10 protein-coding genes are annotated in these 16,415 nt (G+C 66.5%); 7 read left to right on the top strand and 3 right to left on the bottom strand.

Going from position 1 to position 16,415, the window contains the following annotated elements; all coding sequences use genetic code 11:
* Nucleotides 1–167 precede the first annotated feature (167 nt).
* Both BR98_RS16975 and BR98_RS16970 read left to right on the top strand, forming a co-directional pair.
* Nucleotides 168–977 carry a GntR family transcriptional regulator gene (locus BR98_RS16975; RefSeq protein WP_035845685.1) on the top strand — a complete coding sequence of 270 codons (810 nt, stop codon included), beginning with the start codon at nt 168–170 and terminating at the stop codon, nt 975–977.
* A gap of 191 nt (nt 978–1,168) precedes the next feature.
* Nucleotides 1,169–1,522 (top strand): DUF6247 family protein, encoded by a 354-nt coding sequence (locus BR98_RS16970; RefSeq protein ID WP_051969858.1) that lies wholly within the window; start codon nt 1,169–1,171, stop codon nt 1,520–1,522.
* Nucleotides 1,523–1,656: 134 nt separating this feature from the next.
* Here BR98_RS16970 and BR98_RS39415 read toward each other — a convergent pair whose 3' ends face one another.
* A complete protein-coding gene (locus BR98_RS39415; RefSeq protein WP_157537819.1) occupies nt 1,657–1,827 on the bottom strand; it encodes a hypothetical protein in 171 nt (56 codons plus the stop codon).
* 121 nt (nt 1,828–1,948) lie between these two features.
* The gene (locus BR98_RS16965) at nt 1,949–2,197 is read right to left on the bottom strand and encodes a hypothetical protein (RefSeq protein WP_035845680.1); all 249 of its coding nucleotides are present in this window, start codon (nt 2,195–2,197) and stop codon (nt 1,949–1,951) included.
* Between the two features lie 156 nt (nt 2,198–2,353).
* Between BR98_RS16965 and BR98_RS16960 the strand changes: the two genes are divergently transcribed.
* Genes BR98_RS16960 through BR98_RS16945 form a run of 4 tightly spaced genes read left to right on the top strand, consistent with a single transcriptional unit; the run spans nt 2,354 to nt 4,104 of the window.
* Nucleotides 2,354–3,208, top strand: coding sequence for a helix-turn-helix domain-containing protein (locus tag BR98_RS16960; RefSeq protein WP_035845677.1), 855 nt, complete (start codon nt 2,354–2,356; stop codon nt 3,206–3,208).
* Nucleotides 3,205–3,396 carry a DUF397 domain-containing protein gene (locus BR98_RS16955; RefSeq protein WP_035845675.1) on the top strand — a complete coding sequence of 64 codons (192 nt, stop codon included), beginning with the start codon at nt 3,205–3,207 and terminating at the stop codon, nt 3,394–3,396. The genes BR98_RS16960 and BR98_RS16955 overlap by 4 nt, the downstream gene beginning before the upstream one ends.
* A 10-nt stretch (nt 3,397–3,406) precedes the next feature.
* On the top strand, nt 3,407–3,721 hold the full coding sequence (locus BR98_RS16950; protein ID WP_035845674.1) for an immunity 53 family protein: 315 nt from the start codon (nt 3,407–3,409) through the stop codon (nt 3,719–3,721).
* A complete protein-coding gene (locus BR98_RS16945; protein ID WP_232247445.1) occupies nt 3,709–4,104 on the top strand; it encodes an Imm32 family immunity protein in 396 nt (131 codons plus the stop codon). Before BR98_RS16950 ends, BR98_RS16945 begins: the two co-directional genes overlap by 13 nt.
* 103 nt (nt 4,105–4,207) lie before the next feature.
* On the opposite strand, the gene BR98_RS16940 is transcribed toward BR98_RS16945, so the two are convergent.
* Nucleotides 4,208–8,998 (bottom strand): ricin-type beta-trefoil lectin domain protein, encoded by a 4,791-nt coding sequence (locus BR98_RS16940; protein WP_035845669.1) that lies wholly within the window; start codon nt 8,996–8,998, stop codon nt 4,208–4,210.
* A 1,491-nt stretch (nt 8,999–10,489) separates the two neighbouring features.
* On the opposite strand from BR98_RS16940, the gene BR98_RS16935 reads away from it, so the two are divergent.
* Nucleotides 10,490–16,255 carry an RHS repeat-associated core domain-containing protein gene (locus tag BR98_RS16935; protein ID WP_051969856.1) on the top strand — a complete coding sequence of 1,922 codons (5,766 nt, stop codon included), beginning with the start codon at nt 10,490–10,492 and terminating at the stop codon, nt 16,253–16,255.
* Nucleotides 16,256–16,415: the final 160 nt, after the last annotated feature.

Below are 16,415 nucleotides of genomic sequence, written 5' to 3'. Positions count from 1 at the left end.
ATCCGGACGAGCCGTTATCAAGCCGACACCGCTCATCGTTCATCGCGTGACGCTCACCGTTCATCGCGTGATGAGCTCCCCGTCGCCCCGGCATACGTGCAACGATGTGTGCCGTTAACGAGGTAGTGGGGTCGACAGCGGCCTCGCGAGGAAGCGGAGAAGCGGCCATGAGCAGCGATGGGGGCACCACGGCCCAGCTCCCCCAGGCGGGGGCGCTGCCCACGCAGACCAGTCCCGGGGCTGGCACGGGAAGCGACCCGGCAGCAGCGCGGGTGCCCAAGTACTACGGGCTGAAGCGCCACCTGCTCCAGCTCACCGAGACCCAGCCAGCCGGCACCCCGGTCCCGCCCGAGCGCGCACTCGCGGCGCAGTTCGACACCTCGCGCACCACCGTGCGCCAGGCCCTGCAGGAACTGGTGGTCGAAGGCCGCCTGGAGCGCATCCAGGGCAAGGGCACCTTCGTCGCCAAGCCCAAGGTCGCCCAGGCCCTGCAGCTGACCTCCTACACCGAGGACATGCGCGCCCAGGGCCTCGAGCCCACCTCCCGCCTGATCGAGGTCGGCTACATCACCGCCGACGACCACCTCGCCCCGCTCCTCGACATCAAGCCCGGCGGCCGGGTGCTGCGGATCGAGCGCCTGCGCCTGGCCAACGGCGACCCCATGGCCATCGAGGTGGCCCACCTCTCCGCCAAGCGCTTCCCTGCCCTGCGGCGCAACCTGGTCAAGCACAACTCCCTGTACACGGCGTTGCGGGAGGTGTACGGGGTGGTGGTGGCCGAGGCCGAGGAGACCATCGAGACGACCTTGGCCAACCCGAGGGAGGCCGGCCTGCTGGGATCGGACCTCGGGCTGCCGATGCTGCAGCTCGCGCGGCACTCCTTCGACGCGGAGGGGGCGCCGGTGGAGTGGGTGCGGTCGATTTACCGGGGGGACAGGTACAAGTTCATCACGCGGCTGCAGCGGCCGGGGGTCTGAGGCGGTTCGGGGGCGCAGTCCACGGCCCCGATCCCCGCATTCGCGCTCGCGATCGCGGTTGCGGTTGCGGTTGCGATCGCGGTTGCGTTCGGAGGGCGGGGCCGTGGGCTGTTTGTCGCTTCGACATGGCGTGAGTGGACGTCGATCCGACCTCAGCCGCTGTACTGTGTCCGGGGCACTTTGTGGAGGCCATGTTGAGCACGGCAGCACACAGCGCCGAGGAACTCATCCCGAGGCCTGCGAAAACTCCGGCGGCATTGAAGGCCGCCCTGGCGGTCGTGGCACCGAACCTCCTGCCGAAGATGCAGGCCGACTCGGAGAAGGCGTTCAACCGGGCTGCCGAGCTGGACAGCCTCACTCCCGTGCACGCGTTCCTGGCGCACTGGTCCGCGATGGTCGAGATCGAGCGCTTCCCCGACACCGCGCGCAAGTGCCACCGGAGTCTGTACCTGGCGCAGCAGGCCGACACCCCCGATGAAGCCCGCGAGCACCTGACCGTCTCCAGCGAGATCCTCCGCGTGGCCACGCGGGCTGTCCAGGGATGAGCTAGCTGGTCCTGGGAGTACCACCCCGACGTTGAGTAGGTGGCCGCGGGCGCTCCCGCCGATTTCCTTCATCGCTCCGCGTCTCAAGCGTGTCTTCGTCGTCCAGGTCACCCTGCTGTGAAGGGCGTCACGGCTCAGGACAGCCGGTGCTCTGCGTGTCGCGGACACGTGCAGTCCGGCCATTGGTCGTAGCGCGGGGAATCGAGGTATCCCGGCTCGCCCTGGACGGTGCGCTTACGGGTGAGAGGAACGCGCTTGCCCGTGGCGGTGATGCGGTAGACGCGGATGGTCATGCGGCTGCTCATGCGGTCAACTCCTGTGTCGAGACGCGGAGGCAGAGGGGACAGCTCGGCCAGCCGAGGGGGCAGGGCGGCGGCGCTGCGGGAGGTCGGCGGAGGCGGCGGAGGACCTTCAAGGTCAACAAGGTCACTTGGGTGGCCGGCTGGTGACTGCGACTCCTCTGCGGAGCACGGCGGTGAGCTTGGCGACGGTCTCCGGGCGAGCCGCGCCGAGGTCGATCAGGAAGCGGCCGGTCACCTGCCCGCTGCGCCAGTCGACGCCCACGCTGGGCAGTTGCACGCCGGCGAGTGCGAGCACGGCGGTGAGGTCGTCCAGGGCGTCGGCGGCTTCCCGGCGGGCGTAGGCGAGTTGCCGGGCGAGAGGGGTGGTGGGCATGGGGCATCCCGTCCTTGAGCGCAATCTGCGATCGAGTGGTAACTGTGTGATTCCAGGATCGGCAGTTGGGCATACCCTCGCTAGGGCTGGATCTTGCCTGACCTGACAGACCGTTGACAGATCCGGCAGGGCTTCGTCGCAGGATGAGGACGTGCGGTGGCTGGTCGAAAGAATGAGCTGGATCCGAGCGAATCCCCCGGCAGCCTGTTCGGCGGAATGCTGCGGATGTACCGGGAGTTGAGGGGCCTGTCACAGCCCCAGCTGGCCGGGCGGATTCCGTGCGACGACAGCCTGGTGAGCCGTATCGAGAGCGGTACGCGGGCGCCCAAGGACGGGTTCGCGGAGCGGTGTGACGAGATCCTGGAGACCCAGGGGGCGTTGGCTTATCTGATGCCTTATGTGAAGCGGCGTCAGGCGCTGATCTTCCGCGAGGGCTACATGGACTACGTGGCCGAGGAGGCGAAGGCCACGGAGCTGAAGATCTACGAAATCGCGTGCGTGCCGGGACTGCTCCAGACGCCCGCCTACGCTCGCGCGATGCTCGAAGCTGGGGCCTCACGAGGCTCTCAGCTGCAAGAGGGTCCGGACACGGTGGAGGAGCGGCTGGCACTGCGGCTCGACCGCCAGCAGATCCTCACCTGCGAGAGCCCGGCCTTCGCCTTTTTCGTGATCGACGAGAGTGCGCTGATGCGACCGGTCGGCGGCCGAAAGGTCATGGGTGAGCAGTTGGACCACCTGGTAGCTACTGCGCAACTGCCGAACATCGCACTGCAGGTGGCGCCGCTGTCGCTCGGCGAGCGCCTTCCACTGTGGCGGAAGCTGAATCTGCTGAGCCTTCCTGACAGTTCGCTGATCGGATACAGCGAGTCGCTGCACCAGGGGTCGCTGGTACGTGATCAGGCAACGGTTCGCCACTGGCAGCGTGAGTATGCTCTCCTCCAGATCGCAGCCCTCTCGGAGGACGCGTCCCTGGACGTGATCCGCAAAGCCAGACAGGACCTGTACTCATGAGCAATGACCAGTGGCGCAAGTCGAGTTACAGCGACGGTGGCGGCGACTGCATCGAGGTCGCCGACGGTCAGTTCACCGACCTCGTCCCCGTCCGCGACTCCAAGGACCCGTCCGGCCCGGTGCTCGCCTTCCCTACCGCCTCCTTCGCCGCCTTCGTCGCGAGCATCAAGGCCGGCGCCTTCGCCTAGCATCCCGTCCATGAACGAAACGGAGCAGGTCCTCGACTGGCTGCAGCGCTGGTACGCGGCTCAGTGCAACGAGGACTGGGAACATGAGTGGGGCGTGCGGATCGACACGCTCGACAACCCGGGCTGGAGCGTCCGGATCGACCTGGAGGAGACCGACCTCGAGGACCACGAGCTTCCCCGCCAGGACGTCAATCGCAGCCAGCACGACTGGGTTTGGGTGTGGACCGCCGACAAGGTCTTCCATGCAGCCTGCGGCCCCGGCAACCTCACCGAAGCCCTCACCCTCTTCCGCTCCTGGGCCATCGCGAACGGGTGCCCCACGTGATACTCCTGTGCGACCCGGCGTACGGCGAGGTGGACCTCACCGCCTCTGCGGAAGAACTGCACCGCCTGGCAAGCGCGGTGACCCAGGGCGAAGGGCTGGTCAGCGCCACGCCCTCGCCGGATGACCACGCCTTGGCCGGGATCGAGGTCAGGGAGAGTCCCGGTCCCGGAGTCCTCATCCTGCTGGACTCCCCACGGCAGCTCCTGGTGATCAGCGGCGACCCCGCCGCCCGGGCAGTACTCGCGGAGAACCTGCACGGGATGGCCGACGCCGAGGACGGCGGACACCTCCACATCGACCACTACCCCGGCCACTTCTACCTCGCCGAGGGGTCGGTGCCGCTGATCGTCAACAGCCCGCACGGCGGCATGCCGGCCAGGTGACGGCGACCCGCGCCTACCGCTCGCTCCTAATGAGCGCCTGCGCCCTGCCCCGGGAGCCTCGGGGCAGGGCGCAGTAGGTCCTACGGAGTGTCGATCAGTTGGGCTAGTTGATCGGCCAGCTCTGCGCGTTGGAGGAGTTGCAGTCCCACAGCTGGAGCTGAGTGCCGTTGGCGATATTGCTCTGCGGCAAGTCCACGCACTCGTTGTGGGTCTGGCTCACCAGACGGTTGTTGTTGCTCGGGTCCGGGTTGAACTTCTGTGGCCCGCTGCCGTTGCAGTCCCAGAGCTTGAGCGGCGTTCCGGCAGTCCCTGCCCCGGAGTCGAGGCACTTTCCGTAGATGTGGATGGTGCCGTCACCGGGGAGGGAGAACTTCTGCGGGTCGGAGCTGTTGCAGTCCCAGATCTGGATCTTGTTGTCGTTGTTCCGGCTCCCCTGGTCATCATCAATGCACTTGCTGCTGCTCAGACCGCTGGTCATGGTCTGCTTCGGAAGGCTGTACAGCGCGGCGACCTGCTGTGTGGTCAGCGCGTAGGGGTAGGTACGGACATCGGAGACCAAGCCGTTGAGCTGGTAGACGATGGCGCCGTAGTTGTTGTTGAAGTAGCAGCCACCGATCATCATCGGCCGGCTCTCGCCCCAACTGTTGGCCGGCGTGGAACCGGCGAAATAGCCGTTGAGGTAGAAGCTCAGCATCTTGGAATCAGCCGAGTAGGTCGCCGCCACATGCGTCCAGCCATCCACGAAGGCCGTCCCAGCTGGTGCACCCGCGTAGGCCCAGGAGGCGTTGGGGTCGTCCTGGTTGGGGGCGTAGACGCCCCAGCCGTGGTCCGACTCCCGGTAGACGATGTTCATGGACGGGACGGAGTTGCCCTGCTGGCAGACCGGCGTCTGATCGTGTCCGGTGTCGCCCTTGATCTTCACCCAGGCGGCGACACTGTAGCTGCCGCTGGTGTCCACGCCGGGAGCGGCGAGGCTGTTGGCGATGTCCGACCGTCCTGCCGCGACCCGCACAGAGCTGTAGGCGGTGTTGTAGGTATTGGTCGTCCAGACCACGTTGGTGCCCTGATAGATGACCAGGTTGAGGTCGGACTGCAGCTTCAGCTGGAGGTTAGTGCCGAATGTGTTGGTGCTCCAGATCGCGTTCTGGCCGTCGTAGATGACGAAGTTGCCGTCCACCTGCATCTTGGCGATCGCGCCCGGATGGTTGTAGGTGCCCGAACTCCACAGCACTCTCGTCGAATTGAGCGGCGAGAGGATGAGATTACCGTCGCTCTGCATGGTCAGCGTGGCAGTCTTCGAGGCGATCGACTTACCCGAGGCAATCTGGTCATTGCTCAGGGTGGTCACATCGGAGTTGGGAAGGTACGGCGTGGCGAGGATCCCAGTGTTGTTCACCGTCACAGATCCCTTGAGGGGGGCCGCCAGCCCGCCCGGATGCTCGGGGCTGTAGCTGACGCTGCCGGTGCCGGTCAGGGGGTTGATGCCGGCGCGGTCCTCGCCGCTGACTCCGACCGCTTCCTGAGTGACCGTGCCGAGCCACTCATCCGGCACGGTGGTGGTGTTGCCGATGGTCCAGTCGCCGCCTGTCCAGTTGTAGCCGGTGGCAACACCGTTAGTCATGGCCGGGGCGCCGTACCAGGTGGTGATACGGCTCTTGTCTCCGGGCTTGTCCGCGGTCACGCCCCACAGGGACGGGAACCCCTGGCCAGTGAGGTTGCCGTCGGACTGCAGGATCGGGACGTCGGACACCGGGACCATGCCGATGGTAATCGGAGCGCTGATGGCGGTCAGGGTGTCGTAGCCAAGGTTGGTCTTGCTGCTCGTGTCGGTGCCCGGGGTCAGGGCGTAGGCAGTGATCACGCCGGTGCTGCGATTGCGCGCCCACAGGCCCGGGGTGCCGCCTCCGGTCCAGTCACCAGGGGTGATTAGGTCCATGCCCGCCCAGCCGGTGGTCGCGAGCTGGACCGGCTTGTCGAATGTGCCAGTGGTCGGGGTCGGGTAGAACCAGAGACCTGTGTTCCCGTCCCTGCCGAGCTCCTCGGCGATCAAGCCGGCCTTCTTGTAGTCAACCGGGCTGAGCTTGCTGTTCTTGGGGTCGCCGATCGCGGCGATCTGCACTGTGCCGGACCAGTCAGTCTGGTAGGAAGAGCAGTTCTGGTTCGCACTGATAAAGCAGTCCGGCTTTTTTAGCGTGAACTTCTGGCCTAGGCGCCCCGGAATTCCGCTGGCGGTCGAGTTGTTGGGATAGTAGTAGAGAGTGGCGTCACCGGGCTTGTGAACGATGACGTCGTCCACATTGTTGCCGCCGCTGAGGCTGCCGCGGTGGGTGATCTGGTAGTTCGACCACGGGTCGTTGCCCGGGTTGGCGGGGTCGTAGTAGTGCGGGCTGTCGCTCTTCAGTGCGGAGAGCGCGACCGCCGGTCCGCTGGCCGAGGCATTGCCGGGAACGCTGTACGTGCGCAGGTTGCCGCCGGCGTCGGTGGTCAGGATGTCGGGCGCACCATCACCAGTGAGGTCGCCGAAGACCGGCGGTGGACCGTTCGGATTCCACGGCGCGTAGTAGGGGTACTGCAGGACAGGCGAGACGTTGCCCGCGTTGTCCTTGGCCTGGATGTACTCGATGTTCGTGCCCCAGTGCCCAGGGGTCACCGGGACCTGGCCGTTGGGCATGTTGCTGCCGCACTGGAAGCTGGCGCCGTTGAACTGCGGGTCCGCGGACCAGCGCAGGCAGGCCAGTCCCGATACGTCCGTGCCCCCGGTTGGGACCGGATCGGTGACAGTAATCGGGAGGTACCCGGACTGACCGGCGAAGAGCTGGGTGGTCTGCCCATTGCCGGACGGCGGGAACTGGTGTGCCAGGTCGTTCACCCGGCTCGGGAGACTGACCACCGGCGGAGTCTGGTCTACTCCGAAGGTGCAGACCGGGCCCCAGCCCGACCAGGAGCTTCCGGAGAGCTCGTCGGTGGCTTGCAGGTGGTAGCCGTAGACGTGGCCGTTCTTGATGAAGCCACCGGGCAGCGTGTAGGTCGCCCGGGAGCCGTTCGTCGTCCACGGCGACTCGGTGTTGGTGCCGGCCGGCAGCCCGGCACCACCGCTGGTGTAGTCCCAGATGCCGAGGTTGCTGCGCAGTTGGTCCTGCACCGGGCTGGAGACCACCGTGCTGATGGTCACAGCGCCCGCCGCGTCGGTGCCGGCGCCTAGCCAGCTCCAGTTCTGCCAACCGCCGTTGCAGTTCTGGTTGGTCTGGCCGGTGCTCACCATGTACGGCGCCGGGTTGACCTGCGGGTCGGTGGGCACGCTGGGCACCCGGTCGTAGGTCACCGAGAGGCTGGCGTTGTACTCGAAGCGCTTGAACGCGTTCTGGTTGTTCTCGTCGCCACGCAGACCGATCGTGACGATGTTGTTCCCCGTGATGGCGTTGCTCAGGGTGGCGCCCATGTTGGAGAACTGGACGTCGATGTCGTTGTAGCAACCGCTGCTGCCGGACCCGGCGACATTGCTGGAGTCGAGCTTCCCGCCCTGGGGGTTGGGCTGATGGCCCCAGTCGGTGCCAGGGCCGATCGGGCCGTCCTCCCAGTAGACGTCGACCGGGTAGGAGTTGGTACAGCTCCAGTCGGCGGAGGAGTACTCCCAGACGTCCAGCTTGGCGGAGTTGATGATCGCGCCGCGCAGTGGGCTGGTGTCGAACTGGTAGAAGGCACGATAGAGGCCGGACGGGACGCAGCTGTCGCCGGCGGAGTAGGTGCCGCACTTGCCGACGCCGAGGCGCTCAGTGTTGACGTTGTAGTGCGTCGCGGTCGGGTAGTTCGACTGGACGAAGGTGTTGCCGTTACTGCTGGTGGACCAGGGAATCCAGGCCGGGTCGACGTAGAACGGCGCCACGCCTGTGGTGAGGAGGGTCTGATCCGGCGTCAGGTCCAGGCCGTCAGACGTGGCATCGACTGGCATCGTGACGACCTTGGCCGCGCTGCCCGGCCCGTCGGCGGAACTCGTCGCCGAGATCGGAGGCTTGGCTGTCGGGTCGGACTGGTCGGTGACGGTGCTGCTCATCACAGCTGCCTTGGCCTGCACAGGCTGGAGCGTGGTGTTGCTGCTGTCCCACATGGTGGGTGCAGGCGCGGTCCAGCGGGGCTTGCCGTCGCTGCCCTGGGCGGTGAGGTTCTGGTCGGCACCCGTCTGGACGGTGACACCGTCGGCGGTCGTGGCGAAGTGCAGCTTCTTCAACGCCGGGTTGGCGGCGGCCGCCTTGGTCTTGAGGACCAGGACCGTGCTGACGCTGCCGCTCTTGCCGACGGTGACCTTGAGGTCCGTGTCGGGGAGCACGCTCGGGTAGAGCAGATTGTCGCCGCTGACCTGCGGGGCGGGCAGGTTGAACGGCGCGGTGAGGGCGAGCTTCTTGCCGTCGGGGCTGGTCATCGTGGCCAGCGGCCCGCTACCGCCACCGGACAGGACCACACCGGAGGGAGTCGCGCCGGGCGCGTAGCCGCCTCCCTGCTGGGGCGCGAGGGTGGCGTCCAGGCTCTTCCACTGGTCGCCCGCCTTCAGACGCTGCTGGTCGGGATGCGCGGTCTGCTGGTAGTGGCCGGCCGGCGTCGCGTAGGTCTCGGTGAACTCGGTGGTCAGGCGGTCGATCTGGACGTTCTTGCCGGTCGACTTGGCCTGGGCGAACGCCGTGTCGTCCTGGCCCGCCGGGCTCGGGTCGTTCGCGTGCGCGGCGTTGATGGCGGCAGCGGTGGCGGCATCCGGAAGGCCGGTCGTGGCGCCGGCGTGGGGGGCCAGGCCGGCTTGGGTGGCCAGGGTCGCGGTGGTGAGTATAAGGACGCTTGCGGCAGCCGCCAGGCGGGCCGGGGTGCCGCGAGGTCGGCGGCGCTGCGATGACAGCCGAGCAGACACGAAAAATCCCCCTCCTGTACTAGGTGTTCAAATTTCTGGCCTCACTATGGCCGCAGACTCCGACACGCTGTGGCTGGAGCAGTGCCGCGAGCAACTGGTTATGACCGGAATAGGTGGACATAGTCGACTTCTGAATACGTATGAGATGAATCACTGTGAGGATTTCTCTTGGGGGTCTCGCACCGCTTGATCTGACCGCGCTAACGTCACCCGGACTATCTGACGAACACACAAATATGGTGACCCTGTGTCACCTGGGGGGTTCTGGTGTCCGTGCCTGCTGCCCGCGCAGCTTCCGGCGGCCTTTGGCAGTCCTTGCGTCCACGCATAGCGATGGTCAGCGCGTTGGCGGTGGTGACGGCGATGCTGTCCACGCCGGCCTTCGCGCTGGCGGGTGACCCGAGCGACAAGGTCTGGTCGCCGCCCAACACGCCGTTGCCGAAGACGGCTTCGGTGCCGGGGAAGAGTCAGGCGGCGCTGGCGGCGTCGAAGCCCTCGTATCCGGCCGGTCAGGTGTGGACGCCGCCGGCTGGGGGTGCAAAGAAGGCGAAGCCCGGGCAGGCGAGCGTGACGCTGCCGGCGGCTCCGGCGGCGGGTGCGACTGCTCCACGCGCGAATGCGCTGGGTGGCAGTGACCAGGCTCCGGCTGCTGGTGCTGATGTGCAGGCGGGGACATTGCCCATCTGGGTGGCGCCGCTTGCTGCTGACAAGCCCGCTGGGACGCCGCAGGCACAGGCGCAGTCCGCCGAGCCGGCGGCTGGCGCGTCGGTGCAGGTCTCTCTTGCTGATCAAGCCACGGCGGCGGCCGCCGGTGCTCCGGAGGGCGTCATCGCGCTTTCCGGTGATGGTGCAAAGCCCGGTTCGAAGCTGCGGGTCGGTGTCGACCCGACCCAACTCGGTGGTGTCGGGGGCAGTTTCCTCAGCCGCGCGACTTTGGTGCAGCTTCCCGCGTGCTCGCTGACCACTCCGCAGGTCAAGGGTTGCCAGACGCGTACGCCGATCCCCTCGCACTACGACGAGGTGAGCAAGCGCTTGGTCGCGGATGTCACCGTGCCCGCTGCTACTGACGCGACCGCAACCCCGACTGGTGGTGTCCACCCGCAGGCCCTGTCAGCTCAGGCTGCGCCTGCTGCTGCCGCTCCTGCGGTTGTGGGTGTGGTCTCCGGAAGCAGCAGTGGTGCCGGTACCTACAGCGCGACTTCGTTGAATCCGAGTATGGGTTGGACGGCCGGCGGTTCTTCGGGTGCGTTCACGTACGGGTATCCGGTGTCGGTCCCGCCGTCGATCGGCGGGTCTGCACCCAGTGTTGGGCTGTCCTATGACTCGGCGTCGGTGGACGGCAAGACGTCGTCGACGAACGCGCAGGTGTCGTGGGTGGGTGGCGACGGCTGGGACCTGGGCACGGGTTTCGTGGAGCGGTCCTATCAGCCGTGCAACCGTGACGGGATCACTGGCTCGGGTGATGAGTGCTGGGCGGGTGCGAATCTGACGATGTCGCTGGCGGGTCACTCGGGTGAGCTGGTGCCGGACGACGTGTCGTGCAACAAGACGTTCGTTGCCACAGAGGAGCAGTCGAACTGCTCCTGGCACTTGAAGAACGACGACGGCACGAAGATCGAGTACCTGACCGGTGCGAGCAACGGCACCTGGAACGGCTCCTACCTGCGGGTCACCGACACCACCGGCACGGTCTACTACTTCGGCGCGAGCCACCTGCCCGGTGCGGACGGCAAGGCGAGCACCATCGGTCCGGACGCCCAGTCCGCGTGGACCGTCCCCGTCTACTCACCAAAGCCGGGCGACCCCTGCTACAACTCCTCGACCACCACGTCCTCGTGGTGCCAGAGCGCCTGGCGTTGGAACCTGGACGCCGTCGTCGACCTGCACGGAAACCTGACCACGTACCGGTACAACGCGGAGGCGAACTACTACTCCCGTGGCGCCGGCCAGCCCGGCAGCGGAAACTCGTCCTACACCCGTGCAGGTGTGCTGGCGGAGATCGACTACGGCCAGCTGCTCTCCGACCAGCTGAACGCCAACGGCAACTACCAGAGCGCCGCGAAGGTCGTCTTCACCTCCGGTGAGCGCTGCGTCACCTCGACGGCCGCGTGCGACCCGAGCCAGCGCACCCTGGCCAATGGCGCGAACTGGCCTGATGTCCCCCTGGACCAGCAGTGCGACGCCTCGAGCTGCACCAACATCGGCCCGTCGTTCTGGACCAGCAAGTGGCTGAACACCATTGCCACGCAGGTCCGCAGCAACGGCGCCTATCGAACGGTCGACAGCTACCAGCTGACGCACTTGTTCGTGAGCGCGCAGAACAGCTCGGAGAACACCCAGATCCCGTGGCTGGCGTCGGTCCAGCGAACCGGTCAGGACAACCAGAACGGTCAGACGGCAGCCCCGCTGCCGCCGGTGTCGTTCGGTTGGATGCTCATGCCGAACCGGGTGGACGGCAACAGCCCGGCCCGCCCCGACTACAACCGCCCCCGCCTGACGGTGGTGACCACCGAGACCGGCGGCACGATCGGCGTCGTCTACCAGCAGAGCGCGTGCTCAAACGCCAACCACGTCATGCCGACCAGTGCAGACAGTGACACGCTGAGCTGCTACAACGTCAAGTGGTACCCACCGAACTCGACCGCCGACACCACGCCGGTGGACGACTGGTTCCTGCGCTACCCGGTCACCACCGTGACCGTCGACCCCAAGCTCGCCGCCGGTGACAAGCCGCAGACCACCAACTACACCTACGGCCCGGCCGCCTGGCATCACAACGACGCCACCATTGTGGACGCCAAGTCCCGCACTTGGGACCAGTTCCGCGGCTACGCGTCGGTGACGGCAGTGAAGGGTACCGGCAACGACGGCCCGCAGGGTCAGAGTTCGACCAGCTTTTACCAGGGCATGAATGGCGACCTGACCAGCACAGGTACTCGCTCGGCTACAGTGTCGGGGCCAAAGAGCGGCGCCGTCTCGGACGACGACTGGTTGTCCGGCCGTGCCCTGGAATCCGACACCTACAGCACCGCCGGCGGTTCGGTCCAGGCGTACACCGTAAACACCAGCAGTGGTCCGGTGACCACAGCCACCCACCCGCGTTCCGGTCTGCCGGACCTGGTCGCCCGCTACGCTGCTACTACGGCCACCACCGCCGGTAAGGCATTGAAGGCCGACGGTACCTGGCAGACCACCGGCACCGTCACGACGACTGATCCAGGGCACACCAACCGAGTGGTCTCCAGCTTGAGCAGCGCTGATGGGACGCCCGATGTGTGTGCGGTGCCAACGTACGCGACGAGCAGCAACCCGATGCTGACCGGCCTGGTCGCGCAGACCCTGACCCTCTCCGGCGCGGGTGCGTGCACGGCCACACCAACGGCAGCCAGCACGGTTTCGGGCAGCCGCACGCTGTTCGACGGTCAGCCGTACGGTGCAGCGGGCGCCAAGGCGGAGGCCACCAGTGCCCAGGTGCTGGACCGCTACGACGCCAGCGGCAACCCGCAATACACCACCACCGCCACCACCAGCTACGACACCTACGGCCGACCCGTCTCGGTGACCGACGCGAACGCGACCGACGGTGCGCACACCGGCGGTGCGACCACGACCACCGTGTACAGCACGGCGAACGCCGGCGAGTTGCCGAACTCGGTCGCGGTGACGGCTCCGGCCCCGGCCGGCGCCTCGGATGCCGCGAGTGGTCGTACGACGACGAGCACGCTGGACCTCGCCCGGGCATTGCCGTTGACAGTCACGGACCCCAACGGCCGTACCATCACGAAGTCCTACGACGCGCTGGGCCGGGTCACCTCCGCGTGGGCGCCCGGACGAGCGACCTCGCAGACCGCTTCGGCGACGTTCGCCTACGCAGTCAACGGCACCGGCGCCGCCTCAACCGTCACCAGTAAGACCCTGCAGATCGACGGCGCCAACTACACCACCTCGATCGCGATCCTGGACGGCCTGGGCCGGACCATCCAAACCCAGGGCTCGGCGGGGGTCAGCGGCTATGCGGGCCGCCTGGTGACGGACAACCTCTACGACTCACAGGGCCGTGTCTGGTGGGCCAACGCCACCTACTACAATGCCGACGCCGCTCCTGGCACCACCTGGTTCAACCCGAACCTGAACCAGGTTCCGCACGAGACGCTGACCACCTTCGACGGCCGTGGCCGACCGGTGACCAGCGAGTTCCGTGCCTACGGCGTATCACAGAACACCACCACCACCGCCTACCCCGGCGTGGACCGCACCGACGTGACCCCGCCGGCGGGCGGTACCGCCACCAGCACGGTGCTGGACGCCCGTGGTCGCACCGCCCAGTTGTGGCAGTACCGGACCGCCAATGCGACCGGTAGCGCGAGTAACGCAGACGTCACCCGCTACACCTACAACCCGTCCGGCCAGCCCAACACCCGCCAGGACGCGGCCGGCAACACCTGGTCCTACTCGTACGACCAGCGCAATCGACAGATCTCGGCCGTGGACCCCGACACCGGCACCACCACCCAGAGCTACGACGCCGACGGCCGCCTGGCCACCACCACCGACGCGCGCGGCCAGTCCATCGCCTTCGCCTACGACCTGCTCGGCCGCAAGACCGGATCGTTCAATGGCACGTCGACGACGGACACGACCAAGCAGCTGACCGGCTTCACCTACGACACCGTCTCCGGCGCCAAGGGTCAGATCGCCACCTCCACCCGCTACGTGGGCGGCGCCTCGGGCAGCGTGTACTCCAAGGCCTTCAACTCCTACGACACGGCGTATCACCCGACCTCGGTCACCGAGTCCATCCCGGGTAGCGAGGTGGGTCTCACCAGCCCGTACACCTTCACCGACCTGCGCACCTATGACCCGATCAGCGGCGCCCTCAACGAGGACATCCGCGGTGCTGCTGGCGATGTGGCCACCGAGCAGATCGACTACAAGTACGATCTTCTCGGTCCGCTGGGCGGCTTCGGAAGCACCGTCACGTACGACAAGATCAACGCCTACGACGCCTACGGCCGCAACGTACGCACCACGGTCAACCCCTGGGGCACCGAGCTGGTGGCGACGAACACCTGGGACGAGCCGACGGGTCGTCAGGTGTCGCAGTTCGTGGATGCGCAGCCGAACCCGACCGGGTCGGTGCAGCAGCTCAACTACGCGTACAACCAGGCCGGCAAGATCACGGCGATCACCACCATCCCGAACAACACGCCGTCCGCGACCGACCGTCAGTGCTTCACCTACGACTACCTCGGCCGCCTGAGCACGGCGTGGACCGACACCGGCTCCACCACCATGGCCCCGCAGCCCTCCGTCGGTGCGATCGGCAACTGCACCAACACCACCCCCACCAGTGGCGCTCAGACCCCCAACCGCACCACGGTCGGCGGCCCGTCCTCGTACTGGCAGTCGTACAGCTATGACCTGACCGGCAACCGCATTCAACAGGTCCAGCACGACACCGGCGGCGACAGCACCAAGGACCAGACCACCAACCAGACCTTCCAGCCCACTGGCACGGTCAACAACGGCAACGGCAACGGCGGCCCGCACGCCTTGACCGGCAGCCAGAACACCGTCAACGGCGTTACCGCCGCCGCGGGCAGCAACCAGTACGACGCCGCCGGCAACACCACGAAGATCGTCGACCCCTCCGGCACGCGCAACATGTTCGGCGGCTGGGTCCTCGGCTCCGGCCAGAGCATCACCTCCAACACGACTCGCCTGGCAATGCAGGCCGACGGCAACCTCGTCGTCGTCTCCCTGCGCAACGGAGCTGTGACCTGGAGCAGCGGGACCTACAACCACCCCGGTGCATGGGCCACCATGCAGACCGACGGCAACTTCGTCATCTACGACACAAACCACAACCCGCTCTGGGCCTCGGGCACCTACCCCACCCCCGGGGCCTACCTCGCCCTGCAGGACGACGGCAACCTGGTCATCTACAAATCCGCCCAGGCCCTCAACCAGAACCCCATCTGGAGCCCCAACTGCTGGAACACCATCGACGCGGCCAACACCACCACCCTCACCTGGGACACTGAGGGCAAGCTCGCCTCCCAGACCCGCGCCGGTGCCACCACCACCTACCTCTACGACGCCGACGGTAACCAGCTCATCCGGCGCAACCCGGGCAAGACCACGGTCACCCTCAACGGCGGCCAGGACGAGCTCACCTACAACCCGTCCAACGGCGCCCGCACCGGCACCCGCTACTACGCACTGCCCAGCGGCATGACTCTCGTCCGCACCGCTAGCACCTCCTCTTATCAATTCGCCGACAACCATGGCACCAACACCCTCAGCATCGACGCCTCCTCACTGGCCGCGACCCGCAACCCCGTCGACCCCTTCGGCAACCCCCGCACCACCAACACAGCCACCAGCAACTGGGCCGGTGACAAGGGCTTCGTCGGCGGCACACGGGACACCACCAACTACTTCACCAACCTCGGCGCCCGCGAATACCAAGCCTCAACAGGTCGCTTCATCAGCCCTGACCCGCTGCTCACCACTGCCGACCCCCAGCAGTGGAACGGCTACGCCTACAGCAACAACAACCCCGTAAACCTCAGCGACCCGGATGGCCGGATAGCCTGGGACCCGGACACTGGGGTTGCCGCGGGCGCGACGCATTTTCAGGACGCTGTAACGAAGGCGATATCGAAGCCGGGCTACCAGCCGCCTCACGTCGACACCAGCGACTGCAAGGACCAGTGCACGCCCCATACCCCGAATTCTGACTACACCTACACCTACCGGGAAGACATCGGCCCGGTCTCAAAGACAGGCCTGCCGATCGATGTGATGTCGAAGTTCAGGCAAGCTCCGGGCGCAATATTCCCGTTCCCTGTGACGGGGTGCACCTCGTTCTGGGATGGCGCAACGTGTGAGTTGCATCCCGGACCGAAATGGGTCGATGGAGTTGGAACTGTCAAGGTGGTGTTGGACACACCCGCAAGTTTCACCTTCATCGTGATGTCTGACCACTACTTTGACAAGGCAGGCTCCACTATCCGATTCTCGCTGGCGGCGGACCACAATGAGCTGTATCTGACCCAGCATGCGGAGGCCAGGAGCAATTCACCGTTCGTGCATTCGGGAGAAATGGCGGGGTTTATCCACACAACGTGGAAGGATATGGCTCACAACCTGCGCTCAAATCTCGGAGTAAAACCGTCCAGGCCTCAAGTTGACTGGACATCCGTGAGCACCTGGGGTGATCTCATCGGGGGCAACTGGGATCAGTTCCAGTAGCCGGTTCCGTTGCTGCGGTCCCGTCGACACAGGCGCCGACGGGACCGCTGTGGCAATTAACAGGTTTACTTGCATGGTGTAGCGGCACCCACCAACACGGTACAATGCTCGCAGTCGGTGGAATGTGGAAGGCGCTGATTCTTGATGATTGCCACGTTGG

This window comes from Kitasatospora azatica KCTC 9699 (genome assembly GCF_000744785.1).
Lineage (GTDB): Bacteria > Actinomycetota > Actinomycetes > Streptomycetales > Streptomycetaceae > Kitasatospora > Kitasatospora azatica.
This window is presented reverse-complemented; position numbering and strand designations above follow the sequence as displayed.

Coding starts and splice junctions, on each gene's coding strand:
- BR98_RS16975 (WP_035845685.1), top strand. CDS start 168: ATGAGCAGCGATGGGGGCACCACGGCCCAGCTCCCCCAGGCGGGGGCG.
- BR98_RS16970 (WP_051969858.1), top strand. CDS start 1,169: ATGTTGAGCACGGCAGCACACAGCGCCGAGGAACTCATCCCGAGGCCT.
- BR98_RS39415 (WP_157537819.1), bottom strand. CDS start 1,827: ATGAGCAGCCGCATGACCATCCGCGTCTACCGCATCACCGCCACGGGC.
- BR98_RS16965 (WP_035845680.1), bottom strand. CDS start 2,197: ATGCCCACCACCCCTCTCGCCCGGCAACTCGCCTACGCCCGCCGGGAA.
- BR98_RS16955 (WP_035845675.1), top strand. CDS start 3,205: ATGAGCAATGACCAGTGGCGCAAGTCGAGTTACAGCGACGGTGGCGGC.
- BR98_RS16950 (WP_035845674.1), top strand. CDS start 3,407: ATGAACGAAACGGAGCAGGTCCTCGACTGGCTGCAGCGCTGGTACGCG.
- BR98_RS16935 (WP_051969856.1), top strand. CDS start 10,490: ATGTCGCTGGCGGGTCACTCGGGTGAGCTGGTGCCGGACGACGTGTCG.